This window comes from Pantoea sp. X-Soil-MYKO-1289, from assembly GCF_059730625.1.
In genome coordinates this window covers 2,097,628-2,121,368 of the sequence record NZ_AP036004.1, presented here as the reverse complement: position 1 = coordinate 2,121,368, position 23,741 = coordinate 2,097,628, and the positions used below count along the sequence as shown (strand labels likewise).

The window sequence follows — 23,741 nt, the reverse complement described above, 5'->3', positions numbered from 1 at the left end:
TGCCGGCTATTCTCCCGCCTTATGCCTTAACGGGCGTTTAACCGGCCAGGCCCGCAGAGGGCTGTTTCTTCAACTCCACCTCAACCGCGCCACTTTTTCCCTGCTTCTCGCCTCTGATGCGATCTAAATCAATAACGATAATTGTTCGCAATTGCATAGTTGCGGCACAGAAATATCGGAGATGAGATCATGCTGATAAAACCCGGGAGTCAATGGCGTATTACAGGGTTCAGGAACGACCTGTCCGAGCTTTTCCGTCGTAAACTTTTATCGCTGGGCTTCGTGCCTGGCGCGGTAATCGATATCGTCAGGTTCGCGCCGCTGGGCGATCCGGCGGAAGTCCGTCTCAGCCACAGCAGCTATGCGCTACGTAAAGCCGAACTGGCGATGCTGCGCCTTGAGGCCGTTGACGGAGGCGAGCGGGCATGAAGCGTATCAACGCCGTTCTGGCGGGCAATCCTAACGCCGGTAAAACCACGCTGTTCAATCTGCTGACCGGGCTGCGGCAGCGCACCGGCAACTGGCCCGGCGTCACCGTCGAACGCAAGCAGGGCGCCTTTACCACCGGCGAGTCTGCCGTCACGCTGATCGATCTGCCTGGCATCTATTCCCTTGAAGCGGTGCAGGCCGAAGACGGGCTCTCGGCCGACGAGCGCGTCACCTGCAGCTATGTGATGAGCGGCCAGGCGGACGTGCTGATCAACGTGGTCGACGCGTCGAGCCTGGAGAAGAGCCTGTGGCTCACCTTGCAGCTGCGCGAGCTGAACCTGCCGATGATCGTGGTGCTGAATATGGCCGACGTCGCCAGAGCGTGCGGCGTCGCGCTGGACGCCGATGAGCTGGCCGCGCAGCTTGGCTGTCCGGTGGTGCTGATGTCCGCCTCGACCGCGGAAGGGGTAACGACGCTGATGGCAGCGATCGATCGCATCGCCGCCGCGCCGCCTGCGGATCTGCTGCTGAACCGCGCCGAGGTTGACCATGAAGCGCGGCTGGCGCGCATCAGCGCCATCAGCCAGGCCGCCTGCGATCGCGCTTTGCATCGCGCCCACCGTCTGACGCGCGCGCTGGATAATCTTTTTCTCCACCGCTGGCTCGGTTTTCCCCTGTTTTTAGGGGTGATGTACCTGATGTTCTACTTCTCAATCAATATCGGCGGCGCGCTGCAGCCGGTCTTCGATAAGGGCTCTACGGCGCTGTTTATCGACGGCACCGCGCAGCTCTGCGCCACGCTTCGCTTTCCCGACTGGCTCACCTCCTTTCTGGCGCAGGGCATCGGCGGCGGCATCACCACCGTCCTGCCGCTGGTGCCGCAGCTGGCGCTGATGTTCTTCTTTCTGACGCTGCTGGAAGAGTCAGGCTATATGGCGCGCGCCGCGTTTGTGGTCGATCGTCTGATGCGCTGGCTGGGGCTGCCGGGGAAATCCTTTGTGCCGCTGATCGTCGGCTTTGGCTGCAACGTGCCGGCGGTGATGGGCGCGCGCACGCTGGAAACCGAGCGGGAAAGGCTGGTGACGATGCTGATGGCGCCCTTTATGTCCTGCGGCGCGCGTCTGGCGATATTCGCCGTCTTTTCCGGCGCCTTTTTCGGCAACGCCGGCGCCAGCGTGATCTTTTCGCTCTATCTGCTGGGCATTGCGGCGGCGGTTCTGACCGGGCTGGTGCTGAAGCATACCGTGCTGAAGGGCGGATCTTCCTTTGGGATCATGGAGCTGCCGCTGTGGCATGTGCCGGTGATGCGCAGCCTGCTGCTGCAAACCTGGTTTCGTCTGCACGCCTTCGTTATCCGCGCAGGCGTGGTGATCGTCGCGGCCTGCGTGGCAATAAGCCTGCTTTCCAACCTGACGGCCAGCGGCCATCAGGCACAGCGCGTCGACGACTCGGTGCTGGCCTCCGCCAGCCGCTACCTGACGCCGTTATTTACGCCGATGGGGATTCGGCCCGATAACTGGCAGGCGACGGTGGGGCTGGTGACCGGCGCCATGGCGAAAGAGAGCGTGGTCGGCACCCTGAACGCGCTCTATCTGGCGGAACCGCAAAATGCGCCGGACGCCGAGCCAGCGAGGAGCCTGACGGCGGTTTTCGCCTCGGCGCTGGATGAAACCTGGCAGAACCTGAAGCAGGCGCTCAGCCCGCAGACGCTGTTTAATCCGGTTGAAGCGAGCAAGGGAGACGGCGAGATGAGCCAGGGCGCAGTAGGCGTCATGCAGACAATGTTCGGCAGCTCGCTCGCGGCCTACAGCTATCTGGTCTTCGTGCTGCTCTACGTGCCCTGCGCCTCGGTGATGGGCGCGCTGGCGAAAGAGGCGGGACGACGGTGGATGTGGTTCGCCCTGATCTGGGGAACCGTTATGGCCTATAGCGCCGCGACGCTGGTTTACCAGATCGGCACCTTTACCCAGCATCCTGGTTTCAGCCTGATCTGCCTGACGGCCATTGTTGCGGCCATTGTCGCGGCGGTCACGCTTTTGCGTCAGCTGCGCGTCAGCCTGCAGCCTGCGTTACAGCCGGTAACAGAGGGCGGCTGCGGCGGGTGCAAAGGGTGCGGACATTAACCGGCTAAATAAAAAACGCTCCTGTCGAGGAGCGTTACCGGAGCACCCGGCTAAATGTATCAACAGCCGTACTTGTTGTAGTGAGGCGTACCTCACCGCCCACTATAACGGCGCCTTTCTTAACCAAATCTCAATGGCGCCGGGCGGGATGGATAATTTATTGCGCGAGATCAACAGATTAGCGAGTCAGCTAGCGCAGGGCGTTGGCGTCTGGCAAAAGCGAAGTGATAAACACGGGCGGCGATGTCACCCGGTAAAGGTGACGTTGTCACTTAATTGGCTGGCGTTGTAGCCGCATCTGCGCAAAAGCGTTTATTGGGCGAGAAAGGGGCGCGACGGCGATCGCAGGAGGTGAAACAGTGAGCGAAGCGAAACAGGACTATTCTGCTTGCAAAGCGCCAGAGAAAATTTTGTAAAAAGCTGTGTCGCCTATCGACCGGCTGCGACGCCTGCCTTATGCTTGACCGGCCTCTAACCCTAATATTTCCGGAGTCCGACTGATGAAAGCAGCCACCTTTCTGCTGGCCGGTGCCGCGCTGCTGCTCTCGGCATGCAGCAGCAACAGCGATAACGAGCCGCCGCAACAAGCCACCGCAGCCCATATTCAGCCGCACGTCATTATGTCGTCGCTGGCGGAAAGCAACTGCGCCGGCGCAGGCGGCACGCTGGCATTTTCTCACCAGCTGGACGGCACGCGCATCGGCATGTGCCAGCTGGCAAACGGCCGCCGCTGCGACGAACAGGCGCTGATTGGCGGCAACTGCGCCCGCTAATTCAGCAGCAGGCGCTTTACGAGGGCTACGCCGAGATCTGATTCGGGCAGGCTTCGCCTTTTTCAAGCTGGCTGAGATTTGACAACGTCGTTTCCGAAATCGCCGTTAGCGCTTCAGCGGTCAGAAACGCCTGATGGCCGGTGAAGAGCACGTTGTGACAGGCCGACAGCCGACGGAACACATCGTCCTGAATCACGTCGTTGGACTTATCTTCAAAGAAAAGATCGCGCTCATTCTCATACACGTCCATGCCGAGCGAGCCGATTTTCTGCTGTTTGAGCGCGTCAATCGCTGCCTGGGAGTCGATCAGTCCGCCGCGGCTGGTGTTAATAATCATCACGCCATCTTTCATCTGGCTAAAGGCGCTGGCGTTCAGCAGATGATGGTTCTCCGGCGTTAGCGGGCAGTGCAGCGTAATCACGTCCGACTCGGCGAACAGAGTTTTCAAATCGACATACTCCGCGCCCAGCTCCAGCGCCTGCGCGCTCGGGTAGGGATCGAACGCCAGCAGGCGCATGCCGAAACCTTTCAGAATACGCATCGTCGCCACGCCGATCTTGCCGGTGCCGACCACGCCCGCGGTTTTGCCGTGCATATTAAAGCCGGTGAGGCCATCGAGGGAAAAGTTGGCGTCGCGCGTGCGCTGATAAGCGCGATGGATGCGGCGGTTAAGCGTCATCATCAAACCAACCGCATGTTCCGCCACCGCTTCCGGCGAATAGGCGGGCACGCGCACCACTTTCAGGCCCAGCTCCTCCGCCGCGGCTAAATCGACGTTGTTGAACCCGGCGCAGCGCAGCGCGATATACTTCACGCCCAGCGCCGCTAGCTCCTCCAGCACCGGACGGCTGGCGTCGTCGTTGACGAAAATGCAGACGGCGTCGCAGTCGACGGCGTTTTTCGCCGTCGCTTCCGTCAGTAAAAAGTCGAAATAGACCAGATCGAACCGGTAGCCTTCATTAACATGATCGAGATACTTCTGGTCATAGTGCTTCGTGCTGTAAACCGCGATTTTCATCGTTACGCTCCTGCATTCGGGTATCCACACAGCATAACGTTTTATTGTGGATTTTGCTGCCGTCGGCGGCGCGCCTTCAACTCTGGCCAATTACGTGCCATCATCAGGGGCAGGATCCTGTCAGGAAAAGGAATAGTGCTGCCATGCCGCGGAGCCTCCGCCGACTACTTGCTGCATTACTGGCGCTGACGCTGCTGGTGCTGGGGCTGCTGCTCACCGTGACCCAATGGCTGCCGCGGCTGGCCGGCATCTGGCTGCCGGCGGATACGCGCATCGTGCTGGAAGGATCGCCGCGCTGGCGCAGCGGCGGCCTCTGGTTTCCGCAGGTGCGCTACCTGGCGGGCGAGTGCGCGCTGGCAAGCGTCGATCAGGCTTCGCTTGGCTGGCACGACCGGCGCTGGCGGCTCGCCGCGCGTCAGGTGACGCTCGACAGCGACTGCCTGCAGAAACTGCCGCAAAGCGAGCAGCCCGGCGCGCCGAAAAGCCTTGCGGCGTGGCAGCAGCTGTTGCCCGGCGCCGATATCCAGCTCGACAATCTCACCATCGCGCCCTGGCAAGCCTACGCCGGACGTTTCGATCTCAGCCTTACTCCCGCTAAACAGACGCTGCGCTATCGCGGCGACAACCTCAATATCGACGCCAGCCTGCAGGGGCAGCAGCTCAACGTCGAGCAGCTGACGCTGCGCCATAACGCGCTGCCGCAGCCCGTGACGCTGCATGGCCGGTTCGAACTGCCCGAGTTCGCCAACGGCCTGCCGGTCAACGGTGAGCTGGAGGGCGAGCTGCAATACGCCGGCGAACCGCTGCGTCTGACGCTCGACTGGCGGCAGCAGCAGGGCGAGCTGGCACTCTACGCCACCGGCGACGGCCAGCCGCTGCTGACGCTGCCGTGGCAGGCCGACGCGCAGCAGCTCCGCATTGTCAAAGGGCGCTACCGCTGGCCGACCGGCGAGCAGACGCTCTCCGGCTTTCTCGATCTTACGCTCGACAACTGGCGGCAGGGTCTGGAACAGACGCAGATTACCGGCCGCCTCAACGTGCTGACCCAGGGGCGCGGCGGCAAAGGCAACGCGGTGCTGAATATCGGCCCGGGAACGCTGAGCATGACCAACAGCGCGCTGCCGCTGCGCCTTAACGGCGAAAGCAAGCTGGCGGCGATGCAGCTCTACGCCGCGCTGCCGGGCAATCTCAGCGGGCCGCTGCTCGACCCGCAGCTCAAATTCCAGCCCGGCGCGCTGCTGCGCCTGCGCGGGCGCATTCTCTCCACGCTGGAGGTGGATGAGGCGCGCTGGCCGCTGGCGGGCGTGCGGCTCGCCGCGCAGGGCATCGACGGCCGACTGCAGGCGATACTCAAGGCGCACGATCCGAGCTTCGGCCAGTTCAGGCTGCACCTCGACGGGCGCGCCAGCGACTTCTGGCCCGATAAAGGAGAGTGGAAATGGCGTTACTGGGGGAGCGGCCAAATGCTGCCGCTGAACGCCGCCTGGACCATTAAGGGCGCGGGCGGCTGGCGCGACACCCTTATCCATCTCGACAGCCTGAATGCCGGTTTCGATCGGATGCAGTACGGCATGGCGCAGGTGGTGCGCCCGCGGCTGACCCTTAGCGCGCCGGTCAACTGGCAGCGCGACGCGCAGCGACCCGCCTTTAACGGCGGCTTCCGCATTGACGCGGGAGAAACGCGCTTCGACTTTGGCGGTCGGCTGCCCGCTTCGTCGCTAAGCTTCGAGGCGAAAGGCCAGGATCCCAGCCACTTTATCTGGCGCGGCGCGCTGCAGGCGCAGGCGATCGGGCCGCTGCGCGTTCACGGCCGCTGGGACGGCGAGCGCCTGCGCGGCGAGGCCTGGTGGCCGACGCAGTCTCTGACGGTGTTCCAGCCGCTGCTTAATCCTGAGCTGAAGATGAAAATCCGCGCGGGCGAGCTGCGCGCGCAGGTGGCGTTTTCCGCCGCGGCGAAAGAGGGATTTAGCGCGGGCGGCCACTGGACGGTGACGCAGGGCAGCCTCTGGACGTCGGATAACCAGATCAACGGCGTCGATTTCTCGCTGCCGTTCCGCCTGAAAGATCAGCAGTGGCAGCTCGGCGTGCGCGGGCCGGTACAGCTGCGCATCGGCGAAATCACCAACCAGTTCTCGATGCAGAATATCCGCGCCGATCTTCAGGGCTACTATCCCTGGAGCGAGGCGCAGCCGCTGACGCTGCAGGCGGTCAGCATGGCGCTGCTGGGCGGCAAGGTCACGCTGCCCGCGCTGCGGCTGCCGCAGCACCAGGCGGCGACGCTGAGCCTGCGCGATATCAGCCTGAGCAAGCTGGTCACCGCGCTGAAGCCTAAGCAGTTCGCCATGTCCGGCAGGATCAACGGCGAGCTGCCGCTGTGGGTGAACAATCCGCACTGGCTGGTGCAGAACGGCTGGATCGCCAACAGCGGCTCCCTGACTTTCCGTATGGATAAAGATATGGCTGACGCCATCACCGCAGGCAACGTCGCTGCGGGCGCGGCGATGGACTGGCTGCGCTATATGGAGATCTCCCGCTCGTGGGCGACGCTCGATCTCGATAACCTCGGCAACCTCGCCATGCAGGCGCAGGTACAGGGCGTCAGCCGCTTCAGCAACCGCAAACAGACCGTGAATCTCAACTACCGCCATCAGCAGAACCTGTTTCAACTCTGGCGCAGCCTGCGCTTTGGCGATAATTTGCAATCCTGGGTGGAACAGAACGCCACTCTGCCGACCAATAGGGATCAACAACCATGAGCCTCAGGGCGTTACTGGTGCTGGCAGTCGGGCTGCCGCTGACCGGCTGCGTGCCGCGCATCGAGGTGGCCGCGCCGAAGGAGCCGATCACCATCAATATGAACGTGAAGATCGAACATGAAATTCATATCAAAGTAGACAAAGACGTGGAGGCGCTGCTGAAGAATCAGAGCGATCTGTTTTGATGCGCGCGTTGCGCAAGCCGCTGCTCGCTGCGCTGCTGCTCATCGGCGCAGCGCAGCCGGCGCTGGCGCTGACGCTGGATGAGGCGCGCCATCAGGGCCGGGTCGGGGAAACCTTTAGCGGCTATATCGCCGCGCGCCAGCAGGATGGCGAGACGCAGGCGCTGGTAAAGCGCATCAACGCCGGGCGTAGCGTGGAATATCAGCGTATCGCGCAGCAGAACAATCTCACCACCGATCAGGTGGCGCGTATTGCCGGCGCAAAACTGGTGGAGCGTGCGGGCGAGGGCGAGTACGTGCGCGGCCTCAACGGCCTGTGGATGCAGAAATAAAAAAAAAGCCAGGCGTCATGCCTGGCAATCGAAACACAGAGCGAATAATAATAATGATTAGGCAGAAACAATCTGTTTGATGGCGTTTTTCGCGTCGTCGGTGGCTTTGGTCGCGACTTCCGGACCGTAGGCGATGCCTTCGGCGAAAACGAATTCAACGTCGGTGATGCCGATAAAGCCCAGGAAGAGCTTCACGTACGGCGTCAGCAGATCGCTCGGGGTATCTTTGTGAATGCCGCCGCGGCTGGAGAGAATCACCGCGCGCTTGCCTTTCACCAGGCCTTCCGGACCCGCTTCGGTGTAGCGGAAGGTGACGCCGGCGCGAGCAACCAGGTCAAAATAGTTTTTCAGCTGGGTCGGGATGTTGAAGTTGTACATCGGCGCGGCGATCACGATCACGTCGTGCGCCTGCAGTTCGTCGATCAGGGCGTTGGAGAGATCCAGCGCTTCCTGCTGACGCGGAGAGAGTGGCGCGTCTGACGGACGCAGCGCGCCGACCAGCTCGCCATCCAGCACCGGAATGGGATCCGCAGCCAGGTCGCGAACGGTAACCTGATCGCCTTTGGCTTTCGCCTCTTCAACGTAGAAATCAGCCAGCTGGCTTGACTGTGAGTAACCAGCGAGGATGCTGGATTTCAGAACTAATACTTTGCTCATTGCTGTTTCCTGTTTGTTACGCGGAAGGCTTCCCGCTCAATGGGTTACACTCTACGGTCATTAGCGACGCGGTAAAAGCGCAATATTTCGAGAGCTATGTTCGAATTTCTTGAATAAGCATGGCATGGAAGGCGCAGCTGGTCGTGATAAAATGTGTTACTCTTTGCCCAATACAATTTTTAGAATCAGTCGGTTACCCCGGCTATCGGACGCTGCGACGTGCAGCGGCTCCGTCTGAGAAGGTACTCCATTATTATGTCATCATCGGTTTCCTCTCCTCTCGCGCCGCTGTGGCCGCGACTCGACAATCTGATGCTGCGCGACCGCCAGCGCCTGCAGCGCCGCCTGCGCGGCGCAGGTAAAGTGGCTAACCCTGCTGCGCTGCAGGCCGTCGTCGACGAACTCAGCCAGGAGATCGCGGCGGCGGAGCAGCGCGTCGCCGCCCGTGCCGCCGCGACGCCGAAAATTACCTTTCCCGACAACCTGCCGGTCAGCCAGAAGCAGCAGCAGATCGCCGAGGCGATCCGCGATCATCAGGTGGTGATTGTCGCCGGCGAAACCGGTTCGGGCAAAACCACCCAGCTGCCGAAAATCTGTCTGGCGCTGGGACGCGGCGTTAAAGGGCTGATCGGCCATACGCAGCCGCGTCGTCTGGCGGCGCGCACCGTCGCCAACCGCATCGCCGAGGAGCTTGAAACTTCGCTCGGCGGCTGCATCGGCTATAAAGTGCGCTTTAACGATCAGGTCAGCGACACCACGCAGGTGAAGCTGATGACCGACGGCATCCTGCTGGCGGAAATTCAGCAGGATCGCCTGCTGCTGCAGTATGACACCATCATTATCGATGAGGCGCACGAGCGCAGCCTGAATATCGATTTCCTGCTCGGCTACCTGCGCGAGCTGCTGCCGCGCCGTCCCGATCTGAAAATCATCATCACCTCGGCGACCATCGATCCGCAGCGCTTTTCGCGCCACTTTCACAATGCGCCGGTGATTGAGGTTTCGGGCCGCACCTTCCCGGTGGAAGTACGCTACCGGCCGGTGGTGGAAGAGGCGGACGACAGCGAGCGCGATCAGCTGCAGGCGATTTTCGATGCGGTCGACGAGCTGGGCGACGAAGGACGCGGCGATATTCTCATCTTTATGAGCGGCGAGCGCGAAATTCGCGACACCGCCGACGCGCTGGCGAAGCGCGACCTGCCGCATACCGAAATTTTGCCGCTCTACGCGCGCCTGTCGAACGCCGAGCAGAACCGGGTTTTTCAGTCGCACAGCGGACGACGCATCGTGCTGGCGACCAACGTGGCGGAAACCTCGCTGACCGTGCCCGGCATTAAATATGTGATCGATCCCGGCACCGCGCGCATTAGCCGCTACAGCTATCGCACCAAGGTGCAGCGTCTGCCGATCGAGCCGATTTCCCAGGCCTCGGCCAACCAGCGTAAAGGGCGCTGCGGCCGCGTATCCGACGGCATCTGTATTCGTCTCTATTCGGAAGATGATTTCCTCAGCCGTCCGGCCTTTACCGACCCTGAAATCCTGCGTACCAACCTGGCGTCGGTGATCCTGCAGATGACGGCGCTGGGGCTGGGCGATATCGCCGCCTTTCCCTTCGTCGAAGCGCCCGACAAGCGCAATATCCAGGATGGCGTGCGCCTGCTGGAGGAGCTGGGCGCGCTGACGCTCAATAGCGAGAGCGGCCACTACAAGCTCACCAGCTCAGGCCGCCAGCTGGCGCAGCTGCCGGTCGATCCGCGCCTGGCCCGCATGGTGCTGGAGGCGCAGCGCTTTGGCTGCGTGCGCGAAGTAATGATTATCGCCTCGGCGCTGTCGATTCAGGATCCGCGCGAGCGCCCGGTCGAGAAACAGCAGGCCGCCGATGAGAAACATCGCCGCTTCGCCGACAAAGAGTCCGACTTCCTCGCCTTCGTCAACCTGTGGAATTACCTGGGCGAGCAGCAGAAGGCGCTGTCGGGCAACCAGTTCCGCCGCCAGTGCAAAGGGGATTTTCTCAACTATCTGCGCGTGCGCGAATGGCAGGATATCTATACCCAGCTGCGCCAGGTGGTGCGTGAACTCGGGATCCCCGTTAACAGCGAGCCGGCGGGATTCCGCGAGGTGCACTGCGCGCTGCTTACCGGCCTGCTGTCGCATATCGGCCTCAAAGACGCCGAAAAGCAGGAGTTTACCGGGGCGCGCAACGCGCGCTTCGCCATCTTCCCCGGCTCCGGGCTGTTCAAAAAGCCGCCCAAATGGACCATGGTGGCAGAGCTGGTGGAAACCAGCCGCCTGTGGGGACGCATCGCGGCGCGTATCGATCCCGAGTGGATCGAGCCGCTGGCGCAGCACCTGATCAAACGTAGCTACAGCGAGCCGCACTGGGAAAAAGGCCAGGGCGCGGTGATGGCGCAGGAGAAGGTCACGCTGTACGGCCTGCCGATCGTCGCCGCGCGTAAGGTCAACTACGGCAGCATCGACCCGACGCTGAGCCGCGAGCTGTTTATCCGCCATGCGCTGGTGGAGGGCGACTGGCAGACGCGCCACGCCTTCTTCCGCAACAACCAGAAGCTGCGCAGCGAAGTCGAAGATCTCGAGCATAAATCACGCCGCCGCGACATCCTCGTGGATGACGAAACCCTGTTCAACTTTTATGACCAGCGCGTCGGCCAGCAGGTGGTATCGGCGAAGCATTTCGACAGCTGGTGGAAGCTGGCGAGCCGCGAAACCCCCGATCTGCTCAGCTTCGACAAACAGATGCTGATCAAAGAGGGCGCGGACAAGGTCAGCCAGCTCGACTACCCCAACTTCTGGCATCAGGGCAATCTCAAGCTGAAGCTCAGCTATCAGTTCGAGCCGGGCGCGGACGCCGACGGCGTCACGGTGCATATTCCGCTGCCGCTGCTGAATCAGATCGAGGATCAGGGCTTCGAGTGGCAGATCCCCGGCGTGCGCCGCGAGCTGATTATCGCGCTGATCAAGTCGCTGCCGAAACCGCTGCGCCGCAATCTGGTGCCTGCGCCCAACTACGCCGACGCCTTTCTCGGCCGCGTCACCGCCATGGAGCTGCCGCTGCTCGACGCGCTGGCGAAGGAGTTCCGCCGCATGACCGGCGTTACGCTGGAGCGGGAAAACTGGCAGTGGGAACAGGTGCCCGATCACCTGAAAATGACCTTCCGCGTGGTGGACGAACATAACCGCAAGCTGAAAGAGGGCAAGGATCTCAGCGCGCTGAAAGCCGAACTGAAAGAGAAAGTGCAGGAGACGCTGTCGAAGGTGGCGGATGACGGGCTGGAGCAGAACGGGCTGCATATCTGGAGCTTCGGCGATCTGCCGCGCAGCTACGAGCAGAAGCGCGGCGGCTATCAGGTCAAGGCCTGGCCGGCGCTGGTCGACGAAAAAGAGAGCGTGGCGATCCGCCTGTTCGACAGCGAGCAGGAACAGCAGAAAATGATGTGGCGCGGCCAGCGTCGCCTGCTGCTGCTCAATATTCCTTCGCCGATAAAATACCTGCATGAAAAGCTGCCGAACAAAGCCAAGCTGGGGCTCTATTTCAACCCCTACGGCAAGGTACTGGATCTCATCGACGACTGCATCGCCTGCGGCGTTGATAAGCTGATGGCGGAAGCGGGCGGCCCGGCCTGGCAGCAGCAGAACTTCGAGCAATTGCATGAGAAGGTGCGCGCCGAGCTGAACGAGACGGTGGTGGAGATCGCTAAACAAGTTGAGCAGATCCTCACCGCCGTGTTCAACATCAACAAGCGGCTGAAAGGGCGCGTCGATATGACCATGGCGCTGGCGCTGTCGGATATCAAGGCGCAGATGAGCGGCCTGGTCTATCGCGGCTTCGTCACCGGCAACGGCTGGAAGCGCCTCGGCGACACGCTGCGCTATCTGCACGGCATTGAGCGCCGGCTGGAAAAACTGCCGGCCGATCCGCACAGCGATCGCGCGCGCATGCTGAAGGTGCAGGCGGTCGAACAGGCCTGGCAGACGTGGCGCAACAAGCTGCCGCCGCAGCGCCAGGATGATGAAGAGGTGCGTGATATTCGCTGGATGATCGAGGAGCTGCGCATCAGCTACTTCGCTCAGCAGCTCGGCACGCCTTATCCGGTGTCCGACAAGCGCATCCTGCAGACGATGGAGCAGTTTGCGGCGTAACATCGCCTGACGTTCCAGCAAGCCGCAGCCTGATACGCTGCGGCTTTTTTTTTGCCCTGAAACGGCGTTATATCGCCTGCGCTAAAATTTATTTTACAAGCGTGCTTAAAACAAACGCGAAATATCGCGCGAACATCGGCCGGCGCCCTGTTTTTTAGATAAAATCGACGGCGGCGCGAGGTACGCGCCGGATGATTGAATTTAATTAAGGAAGATAAATATGAAAAAGTCCTTTTTATTGAGCCTCATTGTGGCTGCTATGGGAATACACGCCAGCGCGAATGCCGATCAACAGACGGTGACGCTCGGCTATGCGCAAAGTAAAGTGCAGGATTTTAAAAATATCCGCGGGATTAACCTTAAGTATCGCTATGAGTGGGATTCGCCGTTGAGTCTTATTGGCTCGCTGACCTATATGAGCGGCAGCGGCAACTATACGCCTTCCACCGGCTCAATGGATATAATAGACGGCGATGCGAAAATAAAATATTATTCGTTATCTGTCGGCCCCGCCTGGCGTTTTAATCAATATATCAGCCTCTATGGCCTGCTCGGTCTTAATTACAATAAAGTCGACTATCGCGAAAGCTGGTATAACTACGAAGGGAGCTACGTTTATATGGGCGACAGTTCTCTCAGCGAGAAAAAAACGTCGCTGATGTATGGCGCAGGCGTGCAGATTAATCCCACCGAAAATCTGGCGATCGATATCGGCTATGAGGGATCGCGTCTCGACGTAGCCGATAAAGCGATGTCGATTAACGGCTTTGTGCTTAACCTCGGCTACAGCTTCTGAAGCTGGCGTTCAGCGATAAAAAAAAGGCGCTGCCGGCAAACCCGGCGCGCCTGTTCTTTTTGCGCTTCGCTTTACTGCGCCAGCGCTTCCAGCCTGTCGCGGAACGAGGTGACCGCGATAGCGCGGTTATCGGCCAGATAGCGATCTTTCGCCGCCGGCGCCGAACTCTGCACCGCGATCAGCTGCCAGCCGTTCTCGTTTTTCAGCAGCAGCGGCGAGCCGCTGTCGCCCGGCAGCGTGTCGCACTGGTGCGACAGCACGGCGCGCTGCGCCCAGCCGGTAACCAGGCAGTCGCTGTGGGAGTAAAGCGTGTCCAGGTGATCTTCGGGATAGCCCGCCTGGGTCACTTTGCGGCCCGCCTCTTTAAGGGCGGCGGTAAGATCGCTGCGCGATCCGTCGAACAGCGGAATCGGGTTAATGGCGGAAGGGGGATTGCGCAGGATCACCAGGCCGTAGTCGAACGGCGCGGCGTCGCTGGGGACAATCCAGCCTTCGCCATCCGCTTTCAGCTTGCGCGCCAGCGTCGGCTCAACGCGCGCGTCGATATCGTGGATCTCATAGCGCCAGCCGCTGTCGCTCGCCATAAAGCGCAGCGCCACCGGCTTGTCGAATTTGCCCGGCGGCGTCAGCAGGCAGTGTCCAGCCGTCAGCGCCAGATGGGCGGAGATCAGCGTGGCGGTGCACAGATTGCCGCTCTCGGTTTCCAGCTGGCCAATGGCGTCCCAGGGCGCGGCCGTGATATCGCCGATCGCCTTGCGGTGATCTTTGCCAAAGAAAAGCATTTTGATTTCATCGGGATTCGGCGCATCGTCATCATCATCGGCGTGGGCCAGAGTGGTGAAACAGAACAATCCAGTCAACAGCAAAATAGCCAGGCGCATAGGTCTCTCAATGGCGAGATTTAAGAAGAGGTTATTGTCATCACGCTTGCGCAATAACTATAGTCGGTGAGCGGTAAAAAAGGGAGATTTATTGGAATAATCAGCACGCTACAACGACTAAATAAAGAAGAAGGCCGCGATGACGCCGCAGAGGATCATCACCAGCAGGATAATTTCAAAACGATAGCGACGCACCATTTCCGCAACTCCAGTAACGAAACACCCGGCAGAACCGGGTGTTTTTATTAGTCAACGCTTCTTAAGGCGCAGGGTGCGCGACCTTAATTATTTAGCAGCGGCTTTCTTGGCAACTTTGTGGTGCTTTTTAGCGGCCTGAGCTTTCTGCGGAGCAGCAGCTTTTTTGGCGACTTTGTGGTGCTTTTTAGCAGCCTGAGCTTTCTGCGGCGCAGCGGCTTTTTTCGCTACTTTGTGGTGTTTTTTCGCAGCCTGGGCTTTCTGCGCAGTTTCTGGCTTAGCGGCTTTTTTGTGATGCTTTTTAGCGGCCTGCGCTTTCTGCGCAGCGTCTTTTTTCACTGCTTTTTTGTGATGCTTTTTAGCAGCCTGCGCTTTCTGAGCGGCTTTGTGTTTCTTGTGCGCGACTTTGTGCGTGGTTTTAGCCGGCGCAGCGGTAGTGGTGGTGGCAGCAGGGGCTGCAGCCGGCGCTGCAGTGGTTTCAGCAGCGAAAGCAACAGAAGAGAGACCCATAGCAGCGGCGATGACCAGTGCAAACAATTTTTTCATTGCAAATTCCTCGAACATTTTTTTCATGTGTAGCCCACTGCGGGGCCGGTGAAAAGACTATAAAAAAAACGAGGATGGGTTTCCGTGGGTGTTTGGTATCGGCGTGTAACCGATTGTACAAAGCGGGAAAAGGGCGGCCGCGAAGGCCGCACAGATTAACGATTCAGGTAGCGTTGTTCAAGATGCTGGCGGAAAAAGCGCGGGTTCAGCGCTTCGCCGGTGGCGTTGATTAACAGCTGCTCGGTCGGGAAACGGCTGCCGTGCTGCCAGATGTTCTGCTGCAGCCAGTCGAATACCGGCTGCAGTTCGCCGTGCTGCAACCGTTCGCCTAAATCAGGCAGCGCTTTCTTCACCGCCTGGAACAGCTGCGCCGCGTACATGGCGCCCAGCGTGTAGGTCGGGAAGTAGCCGAAGGCGCCGTCGGTCCAGTGAATATCCTGCATGCAGCCGTCGCGGTAGTTGCCGCGGGTATCCAGCCCTAAAGCCTGCATCATCTTCTCATCCCACAGCGCCGGGATATCGTCGACCTCGATGTCGCCTTCGATCAGCGCGCGCTCAATCTCGAAGCGTAAAATCACGTGCGCCGGATAGCTCAGCTCATCGGCGTCGACGCGGATAAAGCCGGGTTTGACGCGCTGCGTCAGGCGTACGAAATTTTCCGCGTTCAACGCCGACTGCGCGCCCAGCTTGTCGCACACCTGCGGCAGAATGCGCTGCAGGAACTCGCGGCTGCGGCCCAGCTGCATCTCCATAAACAGGCTTTGCGACTCGTGGATGGCGGTCGATCGCGCCAGGCCAACCGGCTGGTTGCGCCACTGCTGCGGCAGGCCCTGCTCGTAGCGCGCATGGCCGGTCTCATGGATAACGCCCATCAGCGCGCTGAGAAACTCTTCCTGATTGTAGCGCGTGGTGATGCGCACATCTTCCGGCACGCCGCCGCAGAAGGGATGTGCACTAACGTCGAGACGACCGTGGCGGAAATCGAAGCCGAGGGTTGTCATTACGCTCAGGCCGAGCTCGCGCTGCGCGGCGATAGCGAAGGGGCCCTGCGGCTGCTCGACAGGCTCCTGCGCCTGTTTTTCCACCACGCGCTGCAGCAGATCGGGCAGCCAGCTTTTCAGTTCGCCGAAGGTGGCGTCCAGCTTCGCGCCGGTCATGCCCGGCTCGTAGAGATCGAGCAGGGCGTCATAGCGCGAGGTGTTGTTCGCCTCCGCGCGCAGCTGCGCCTCTTCGCGGCTCAGGCGCACCACCTCTTTCAGGTTGGCGGCAAAGCCCTGCCAGTCGTTCTCCGGACGCTGTTCGCGCCAGGCGTGCTCGCAGCGCGAACCGGCCAGCGATTTCGCCTCTACCAGCGAGGCGGGCAGCAGCGACGCCTGCTGCCAGGCGCGCTGCATCTCGCGCAGGTTGGCGCGCTCGACGTCGTTGAGGTCAGCCTGCTCGGCTGCCTGAATCAGTTCGCCGACGCGGGGATCGGTCAGGATCGCATGGCGCAGCACGCCCATCTCCGCCAGCGCTTCGCCGCGCGCCTGGCTGCCGCCGGCCGGCATCATGGTCTGCATATCCCAGCCCGCGACCGCCATCAGATGGCCGAAGCGGGAGAGTCTCTGAAAAGTCGCACTAAGTTGTTGATAAGCAGTAGTCAACAGTAACTCCTTGTGAAGGTTTATCGCACCGAAGGGTCACGCAAAGGTAGATCAACCGGCCAGCAAAAGCGAACGCTGGCGCCGCCGAGCGGGCTGCCTTCGATGCTGACGTGGCCGCCGAGCGCCTGCGCGATAGAGTGAACGATAGCGAGTCCCAGACCGCAGCCGCCGGTGGCGCGGTCGCGGCTTGGGTCAAGGCGAACAAAGGGCTCGAAGACGCGTTCGCGCTCCTCGGCCGGAATGCCGGGGCCGTCATCTTCTACCTGCAAACAGCCGAGCGCGCCGTCGAACCACAGGCTGACGCGCAGTCGATGACCGGCGTAACGCAGCGCGTTGTTGACGAGGTTGTCCAGCACGCGCTCCATCAGGCGGGTGTCGGAGACGCCGTGATTTTCGCGCTGCGGCAGGTCGAGATCGATCTGCACGTGCGGATTAAGGGCGCGCACGTCGTTGATGTGTTCGCGCAGCCAGTTCGCCAGATCGAGCGAGGTCAGGTTGAGATCGACGCGCGGGCGATCGAGCCGCGCATAGGTCAGCAGCTCCTCAATCAGACTCTCCAGCTGGCCGATATCGCGGTTGATGGCGGCGGACTCGCCCGCGGTGAGGTTATCGCTCATCTCCAGCCGGTAGCGCAGGCGCACCAGCGGCGTGCGCAGCTCGTGGGCGATGCCGTCGATCAGCTGCTTTTTGCTCGCCACCAGCGTATTGATGTTTTCCGCCATCTGGTTAAAAGCGACACCCAGGCGGAACAGGCTGGAAGTGTTGTCGAAATGGGTGCGCACATCCAGCTCGCCGCGGCCGAAGCGCTGCGCCGCAATCTCCAGGCGCTGCATCTCTTTCCAGTGCGGGCGCATCCAGATAAACACCGGCAGCGCCAGCGACATGCCGATAAACACCAGCAGCGCGATATCCAGCAGCCGCATCTGATGCAGGTAAAACAGGTAGGGGATCGGGCCGACGGAGAGCACGTAATGGCTGCGCGGAATATGCTGCAAAAAGGTGTACTGGTCGTCCAGCGCAACAATCTCGCCGGCGCGCAGCCGGCGCATATCGGGCTCGTCGAGCTGATATTTGCTCATCGGCTCGATATGCAGGTCGAACGACAGGCCGAGATCGAGGCTTTTAATGGTTCTGTTCCAGTCGCGCGGCGGGATTTCACGCAGCTCGCTACGGATCAGATAGAGCGAACTCGCCATCAGATCGTTCATCGACTGTCTGCCGGCGCGCTCGGCGGTGAATTTGTAAACCAGACCCACCAGCAGCGCCATCACCAGAAAACAGACGAAGAGCAGCAGATAGAACTGGATAAAGAGCTTTCTCATGCCTGGGTATCCCACGCCTGCGGGGCGAACAGATAGCCCTTGTTGCGGATGGTTTTGATGCGAAAAGGCTCGGTGGCGCTGTCGTGCAGCTTTTTGCGCAGGCGAGAAATCGCCACGTCGATGCTGCGATCCAGTCCGTCGTAGCTGACGCCGCGCAGGGTTTTCAGCAGCGCGTCGCGATTCAGGATCTGTCCGGCGTGCGTGGCCAGCTCCCACAGCAGATCGAAGTCGGCGGTGGAGAGCACGATCTGCTCGCTGAACAGCGTTACCTCGCGATTCAGCGCGTCGATAGTGAGCGAGCCGAAGCGCAGCAGCTTCTGTTTTTGCGCCGGAGCAGGCGCAGGGGCGTCATCGCCTTGGCCGAGCTGCGCCTGGCGCAGATGCAGCCGCAGCCGCGCCAGCAGCACCGCAGGCGGGGTGGTTTTCAGAATGTAGTCCTGCGCGCCCATCTCCAGCGCCAGAATATGGTTCATGTCGCTGTCGAGCGAGGTGAGCAGCACAATCGGGCCTTGCCACTGGCTGCGCAGATCGCGGCACAGGGTCATGCCGTCTTTGCCTGGCAGCATGATATCCAGCATCACGAGGTCAGGCTGTTCGGCCGCAATCACCGCTTCGGCGCGGTCGCCGCGGGTCTCGACGATCACCTCGATATCGTGGCGGCCAAGATAGGCCGCAATCAGCGAACCCACTTCCGGTTCGTCTTCTACAAAAACGATTTTATTCATAATCCACTGCGACAAATAAGCCTGACGAGCAGCATAGCTTTTCCCGCTCCTGAGCACTATGCCACCGCACGAAATATCCCTGCGCGACTGGTATCCGCACGGCAAAATGTGCCATCATTAACAGCGCGTTTAAGCAACATTCTGAACCATAATGAAAAACAGAGGGAGAGAGAGGGTGTCTGATAAAGAGCTGGCTTCAGCCATATACAGTGACCACATCTGCCTGAACTACAGTGATTTTCTCTCCGCCTCCTGCAAAAAACGCTGGAGTTTCGTCGACGCCATCTACGGCGTAATGCCGATTTTCGGCATGGTGACGCGTAAATCCTCGGCTCGCAGTCTACAGGCGAGCGACGAACATCTGAAAGAATTAGCATTGCAAATCATTTCGACTCAGGTCAGCGACGAAATCAATATCGCTCGCCTCATTACCCTGGCCGAACAGCAGCATATTAGCCGTTTCGATATCCAGCTGCCTTATCCGCTTTCCGCGCAGCAGCTGGACGCCATCCATCAGGAATACCGCAAACCGCTCAACCTCACACAGCAGGATGACCTGCTGTGCGTGGCGATCCCCGGTCAGCCGCACTAAACCACCAGCTGCCACACCGCAGGCAGCGACGCCGCCATCAACAAGCCAATAGCCACGCGCTCCAGCTGGGTCAGCGCGACGTCGCCGCGTCCGCCGCGACGGGCGAAGAGAAACAGCAGCAGGCCTGGCGCATAGAGCACCACCGACAGCAGCAGATGCAGCGGCCCTGAGGCATAGAGCAGCCACAGCCCGTAAAGGCTGGCGCCGAGGCCGACGGCCAGCGCCAGCGGCTGCGCTTTGCCGCGCGTCAGCTTCACCAGATAGAGTCCCACCAGCAGATAGGGCACCAGGATCATCTCTGAGGCGATGGTCAGCAGCATGTTGTAGTCGGCGTGGGTCAGGGCGATCAGGATCAGGCAGATCTGCACGCTGCCGTTGGTCAGCCACAGCGAGGCGGCAGGCGCGCCGCGCCGGTTCTGACGCGCGATGCTGCGCGGGAAGGCGCCCTGCTGCGCGGCGATCAGCGGCACTTCCGCCGCCATAATCGTCCAGCTCAGGTAGGCGCCGCACACCGACACGATCAGGCCGGCGGCGATCACCGCATCGCCCCAGTGGCCCATCAGGCGCGTCATCAGGCCCGCCATCGACGGATTGCGCATCTGCGCCAGTTCGGCGCGCGGCACGATGCCGAGCGACAGCAGCGTCACCAGCAGATAGACCAGCAGCGCCGCCAGCACCGCCAGCAGGGTGGCACGACCCACATCTTTTTTATGCCGCGCGCGGGCGGAAACCACCACCGCGCCTTCCACGCCGATGAATACCCACAGGGTAATCAGCATGGTCTGCTTCACCTGCTCCCACAGCGGCACGCCGAGCGTAAGGCCGGAGAAGTCGAAATGGAACTGGTCGTAATTAAAGGCCGCGACCGCCAGCACCACGAACAGCAGTAGCGGCACCAGCTTGCCGAGCGTCGCCAGCAGATTGATGCCTGCCGCGGTCTGTACGCCGCGCAGCACCAGAAAGTGCACCATCCACAGCAGCAGCGACGCGCCCAGCATCGCCTGCCAGGTATTGCCGTCGCCGAACACCACGCGGTCAGGCGTGTCGGTAAAAAAGCTCAGCGCCGAGAAGACGATTACCAGATAGGAGACATTGGCGATCACCGCGCACAGCCAGTAGCCCCAGGCGGAACAGAAGCCGAGCAGCTCGCCGAACCCGGCGCGCGCATAGGTAAAGATACCGCCGTCGAGGCCTGGTTTCAGCCGGGTGAGCAGCAGCAACGCCAGCGCCAGAAACAGGATGCCGACGCCGGTGATCAGCCAGCCGATCAGCAGGGCGGCCGGACCCGCTACCGCCGCCATATTCTGCGGCAAACTGAACACGCCCGCGCCGAGCATTGAGCTGAGCACCAGCGCGGTAAGCGCGCTGAGACCTAATTTTTTCTCCAAAATACCCTTCCCGCTAGCATAAGTGGCTGGATTATGTTCTGAGCGGCGAATTTAACCGCGCTGTTTGGCTTTTACATGACGGATTCACCTAAAAGCAGGGCGCAGATTCTACGGAGTGCGAAAAGGGATGGCAATGCGTGGTTATGCAAAATTGTGAAGGGATAATGCAAACAGCAGGGCGGCTGGCGCCGCCCTGAAGGAGATTACTTGAAGAGATCGGCAGTGACGGTGAGGTTGCCGCCGCTCTGGTTCTGCCACTGGCGGGTCACGTGGTAGAACTTCGCCCCTTTATCCGCGGCGCGTTTCGCGACTTCTTCCGAGATTTCGGTCGGCGTGCCGAAGTGGCCGGTAAAGGTTACGGTGTCAAACGGCTGCATCTGCGCGGCGGTGATGGCGTTCACTTCCTGAATCGACTTGCCGTTGGCGAGTTTCACCGTGTAGCGCTGGCCGGTAGAGCTTTGCGTTTCGAAGAAGCGACCGACGCTGCTGCTCGGCGTTTCCGATGAGGCGACGCCCGGGATCTCCACGCGCTTCGCCGCTTCGCCGCCAGCCGCCAGCGCCGCTTTACCCGCTTCGGAGTCCGCCGGGATCAGGTTCGGGCTCTGCACCTTACGCTCTTTCGCGTCGGCCTTATAGACGTAGGCGGTCACGTACTGGTTGCCGCCGTTGTTGGCGTCAACCTGGCGCACGATAAAGAACGAGGCGGCGCCTTTCTCTTTCGCCGCTTTGCTGATGGCGTCGTTAACGTCCGGCTGGCTGGCGAAGAAGCCGCTGACGCTCACGGTGTCGAACGGCTCCAGACGGAAGGCTTCCGCTTTCGGCAGCTCTTTCACGCCGTTCATAACGCGGTAGGTTTTGGTGTCGTTCGCTTTCGGCGCGTCCGCTTTATAGAGGTCGGCCGTCACGCGCCAGTTGCCGCTGTTGCCGTTGCTGTCGTTGATGCCCTGAATGTAGTAAGAGGCGGCGCCCAGCTCATCCGCACGTTTCGACACGGCGTCGGCCGCGTCGTTAATCGCATTGAAGCGGCCGGTGACGTTAATACGTTCGAATGGTTTCAGCTCAGCCGCTTTTTCCGGCGTCAGTTCCTGTGCGGCGAATGCGTTGCCCGCGAGCAGGGATAACAAGGTTGACGCCAGAATGGTGTTCTTCAGCTTCATAAAAATGATCCTTCGCCTTACGCAAAATGAGTACGAAAACGTGCTGGACTCTTGATGTATAACAGATTAGCCGATGATTATTGCATGTTATAAACAGGCTGTCGCAGCCAATTTATGCGACAAATCACGGGAAATTGATAGCGAAATTCATCATGGCGTCATGCAAATTTGCTAAGGACATTTTTTATACTGATTATCACTAAAGGTGGTAATGCTTAGTGCTGAAACAGTTAATGCATTGTTAAATAAAGGTTTTTATAAACCGGATATTCGTCATGACACGATTCTGCTTAGCAGAATATATTTCAAACTTTTCAATTTGCAGTCGCATAGCGCGGCTTTTCTCTTTTGACGCTGAATAATCGCATGAATGTTACCGGCAGAGGTTCTGATTGTAGATCGCTGTTCATATTTTCAGTAGGTTATAAATACTTTGATACAAGTGCGTTTCGTACATAAGCGCCTGGAACCCTGTTTCAGGCGCTGCGTCGTTATGCAGTCGACAAACCATCATCAATCGATGAAAGGGATGAATATGTTAATTGGAATACCCAAAGAGCGATTGCCCAACGAGGCGCGCGTGGCGGCGACGCCGAAAACCGTGGAGCAGCTTATCAAACTGGGTTTTAGCGTCGCCGTTGAGCATGATGCGGGCAAACGCGCCAGTTTTGATGACGAGAGTTTCGTCGCCGCAGGCGCCACCCTCTGCGACAGCCAGCAGATCTGGCAGTCCGATATCGTGCTGAAGGTCAACGCGCCCGACGACGAGGAGATCGCGCTGACCCGTGCGGGAAGCACGCTGGTGAGCTTTGTCTGGCCGGCGCAGAACGCGGCGCTGCTGGAGAAGCTGGCGGCGCGTCAGGTGACCGTGATGGCGATGGATGCCGTGCCGCGCATCTCGCGCGCCCAGTCGCTGGATGCCCTCAGCTCGATGGCCAACATCGCCGGCTATCGCGCCATCGTCGAAGCCGCCCATGAGTTCGGCCGCTTCTTTACCGGCCAGATCACCGCGGCGGGCAAAGTGCCGCCGGCGAAAGTGATGGTGATCGGCGCAGGCGTCGCCGGTCTGGCGGCGATTGGCGCGGCGGGCAGCCTCGGTGCCATCGTGCGCGCCTTCGATACCCGCCCGGAAGTGAAAGAGCAGGTGCAGAGCATGGGCGCCGAATTCCTCGAACTCGATTTCGAAGAGGAAGCGGGCAGCGGCGACGGCTATGCGAAAGTGATGTCGGAAGCCTTTATCAAGGCGGAGATGGCGCTGTTCGCCGCGCAGGCGAAAGAGGTCGACATCATCGTCACCACGGCGCTGATTCCGGGCAAACCGGCGCCGAAACTGATTACCGCCGAGATGGTTGCCAGCATGAAGCCGGGCAGCGTGATTGTCGATCTGGCGGCGCAAACCGGCGGCAACTGCGAGCTGACCGTCGCCGATCGCGTTACCCTCAGCGACAACGGCGTCAAGATCATCGGCTATACCGATCTTCCCAGTCGTCTGCCGACCCAGTCCTCGCAGCTTTACGGCACCAACCTGGTGAACCTGATGAAGCTGCTGTGCAAAGAGAAGAACGGCGAAATCGCCATCGATTTCGACGATGTGGTGGTGCGCGGCGTAACCGTGATCCGCGACGGCGAGGTCACCTGGCCCGCGCCGCCGATTCAGGTCTCCGCCGCGCCGAAAGCCGCGCCTGCGGCGGCGCAGCCGGTGGTTAAGGAGGCGGCCAAACCGGCGCCGACCTGGCGCAAGTATCTGCTGCTGGCGCTGGCGATCGTGCTGTTCGCCTGCCTCGCCAACGTCGCGCCGGCGGAGTTCCTGTCGCACTTCACCGTGTTCGCGCTCGCCTGCGTGGTCGGCTACTACGTGGTATGGAACGTCAGCCACGCGCTGCATACGCCGCTGATGTCGGTCACCAACGCCATCTCCGGCATTATCGTGGTCGGCGCCGTGCTGCAGATGGGGCATGGCGGCTGGGTCACCTTTATTTCGTTTATTGCGGTGCTGATTGCCAGCATCAATATTTTCGGCGGTTTCACCGTCACCCAGCGCATGCTGAAAATGTTTCGTAAGGGGTAA

Annotated in this window: 20 protein-coding genes; 10 read left to right on the top strand and 10 right to left on the bottom strand. The window is 60.5% G+C overall.

Going from position 1 to position 23,741, the window contains the following annotated elements; all coding sequences use genetic code 11:
• The first annotated feature begins 189 nt into the window (after positions 1-189).
• From AC6I7Z_RS10255 to AC6I7Z_RS10245, 3 genes are all read left to right on the top strand, one after another.
• On the top strand, positions 190-429 hold the full coding sequence (locus AC6I7Z_RS10255; protein WP_497814127.1) for a FeoA domain-containing protein: 240 nt from the start codon (positions 190-192) through the stop codon (positions 427-429).
• Entirely contained in the window at positions 426-2,552 is a 2,127-nt protein-coding gene (gene feoB / locus AC6I7Z_RS10250; RefSeq protein WP_497814126.1) for a Fe(2+) transporter permease subunit FeoB, read from the top strand. The genes AC6I7Z_RS10255 and feoB overlap by 4 nt, the downstream gene beginning before the upstream one ends.
• 500 nt (positions 2,553-3,052) lie before the next feature.
• Positions 3,053-3,325: a putative hemolysin gene (locus tag AC6I7Z_RS10245; protein ID WP_033790146.1), complete on the top strand. Its 273-nt coding sequence runs from the start codon at positions 3,053-3,055 to the stop codon at positions 3,323-3,325.
• Between the two features lie 25 nt (positions 3,326-3,350).
• Here AC6I7Z_RS10245 and AC6I7Z_RS10240 read toward each other — a convergent pair whose 3' ends face one another.
• Positions 3,351-4,343 carry a 2-hydroxyacid dehydrogenase gene (locus tag AC6I7Z_RS10240; RefSeq protein ID WP_497814125.1) on the bottom strand — a complete coding sequence of 331 codons (993 nt, stop codon included), beginning with the start codon at positions 4,341-4,343 and terminating at the stop codon, positions 3,351-3,353.
• A gap of 143 nt (positions 4,344-4,486) precedes the next feature.
• Between AC6I7Z_RS10240 and AC6I7Z_RS10235 the strand changes: the two genes are divergently transcribed.
• From AC6I7Z_RS10235 to AC6I7Z_RS10225, 3 genes are read left to right on the top strand one after another with little or no spacing between them, the layout of a single operon-like run.
• On the top strand, positions 4,487-7,099 hold the full coding sequence (locus AC6I7Z_RS10235) for a YdbH family protein (RefSeq protein ID WP_497814124.1): 2,613 nt from the start codon (positions 4,487-4,489) through the stop codon (positions 7,097-7,099).
• Positions 7,096-7,284 (top strand): YnbE family lipoprotein, encoded by a 189-nt coding sequence (locus AC6I7Z_RS10230; protein WP_033747068.1) that lies wholly within the window; start codon positions 7,096-7,098, stop codon positions 7,282-7,284. The genes AC6I7Z_RS10235 and AC6I7Z_RS10230 overlap by 4 nt, the downstream gene beginning before the upstream one ends.
• The gene (locus AC6I7Z_RS10225; protein ID WP_048781388.1) at positions 7,284-7,613 is read left to right on the top strand and encodes a YdbL family probable chaperone protein; all 330 of its coding nucleotides are present in this window, start codon (positions 7,284-7,286) and stop codon (positions 7,611-7,613) included. The genes AC6I7Z_RS10230 and AC6I7Z_RS10225 overlap by 1 nt, the downstream gene beginning before the upstream one ends.
• 57 nt (positions 7,614-7,670) lie before the next feature.
• Here the strand turns inward: AC6I7Z_RS10225 and AC6I7Z_RS10220 are convergent, their stop codons facing one another.
• On the bottom strand, positions 7,671-8,270 hold the full coding sequence (locus AC6I7Z_RS10220; protein ID WP_033747071.1) for an FMN-dependent NADH-azoreductase: 600 nt from the start codon (positions 8,268-8,270) through the stop codon (positions 7,671-7,673).
• A 255-nt stretch (positions 8,271-8,525) separates the two neighbouring features.
• Here AC6I7Z_RS10220 and hrpA point away from each other — a divergent pair, with 255 nt between their 5' ends.
• Complete coding sequence (gene hrpA / locus AC6I7Z_RS10215) at positions 8,526-12,428, top strand: ATP-dependent RNA helicase HrpA (RefSeq protein WP_497814123.1); 3,903 nt, start codon at positions 8,526-8,528, stop codon at positions 12,426-12,428.
• 220 nt (positions 12,429-12,648) lie between these two features.
• Positions 12,649-13,224: an Ail/Lom family outer membrane beta-barrel protein gene (locus AC6I7Z_RS10210; protein WP_497814122.1), complete on the top strand. Its 576-nt coding sequence runs from the start codon at positions 12,649-12,651 to the stop codon at positions 13,222-13,224.
• A 71-nt stretch (positions 13,225-13,295) separates the two neighbouring features.
• Here AC6I7Z_RS10210 and AC6I7Z_RS10205 read toward each other — a convergent pair whose 3' ends face one another.
• From AC6I7Z_RS10205 to rstA, 6 genes are all read right to left on the bottom strand, one after another.
• Positions 13,296-14,105 (bottom strand): trypsin-like serine peptidase, encoded by an 810-nt coding sequence (locus AC6I7Z_RS10205; RefSeq protein ID WP_497814121.1) that lies wholly within the window; start codon positions 14,103-14,105, stop codon positions 13,296-13,298.
• A 117-nt stretch (positions 14,106-14,222) separates the two neighbouring features.
• Positions 14,223-14,303 carry a small membrane protein YdgU gene (ydgU, locus tag AC6I7Z_RS10200; protein WP_455430548.1) on the bottom strand — a complete coding sequence of 27 codons (81 nt, stop codon included), beginning with the start codon at positions 14,301-14,303 and terminating at the stop codon, positions 14,223-14,225.
• 87 nt (positions 14,304-14,390) lie between these two features.
• Entirely contained in the window at positions 14,391-14,846 is a 456-nt protein-coding gene (gene asr, locus AC6I7Z_RS10195; RefSeq protein WP_497815425.1) for an acid resistance repetitive basic protein Asr, read from the bottom strand.
• A 155-nt stretch (positions 14,847-15,001) separates the two neighbouring features.
• A complete protein-coding gene (locus AC6I7Z_RS10190; protein WP_497814120.1) occupies positions 15,002-16,489 on the bottom strand; it encodes a carboxypeptidase M32 in 1,488 nt (495 codons plus the stop codon).
• Positions 16,490-16,509: 20 nt separating this feature from the next.
• The gene (rstB, locus tag AC6I7Z_RS10185; RefSeq protein ID WP_497814119.1) at positions 16,510-17,811 is read right to left on the bottom strand and encodes a two-component system sensor histidine kinase RstB; all 1,302 of its coding nucleotides are present in this window, start codon (positions 17,809-17,811) and stop codon (positions 16,510-16,512) included.
• Positions 17,808-18,536 (bottom strand): two-component system response regulator RstA, encoded by a 729-nt coding sequence (rstA, locus tag AC6I7Z_RS10180; RefSeq protein ID WP_033747984.1) that lies wholly within the window; start codon positions 18,534-18,536, stop codon positions 17,808-17,810. Before rstA ends, rstB begins: the two co-directional genes overlap by 4 nt.
• 175 nt (positions 18,537-18,711) lie before the next feature.
• Between rstA and AC6I7Z_RS10175 the strand changes: the two genes are divergently transcribed.
• Positions 18,712-19,128 carry a hypothetical protein gene (locus AC6I7Z_RS10175; RefSeq protein ID WP_497814118.1) on the top strand — a complete coding sequence of 139 codons (417 nt, stop codon included), beginning with the start codon at positions 18,712-18,714 and terminating at the stop codon, positions 19,126-19,128.
• Here AC6I7Z_RS10175 and AC6I7Z_RS10170 read toward each other — a convergent pair.
• Together AC6I7Z_RS10170 and ydgH are read right to left on the bottom strand one after the other, a co-directional pair.
• Entirely contained in the window at positions 19,125-20,516 is a 1,392-nt protein-coding gene (locus AC6I7Z_RS10170; RefSeq protein WP_497814117.1) for a basic amino acid/polyamine antiporter, read from the bottom strand. The genes AC6I7Z_RS10175 and AC6I7Z_RS10170 overlap by 4 nt on opposite strands.
• Positions 20,517-20,719: 203 nt before the next feature.
• On the bottom strand, positions 20,720-21,673 hold the full coding sequence (gene ydgH, locus AC6I7Z_RS10165) for a DUF1471 family protein YdgH (RefSeq protein WP_497814116.1): 954 nt from the start codon (positions 21,671-21,673) through the stop codon (positions 20,720-20,722).
• A gap of 535 nt (positions 21,674-22,208) precedes the next feature.
• Between ydgH and pntA the strand changes: the two genes are divergently transcribed.
• A complete protein-coding gene (gene pntA, locus AC6I7Z_RS10160) occupies positions 22,209-23,741 on the top strand; it encodes a Re/Si-specific NAD(P)(+) transhydrogenase subunit alpha (protein ID WP_316555347.1) in 1,533 nt (510 codons plus the stop codon).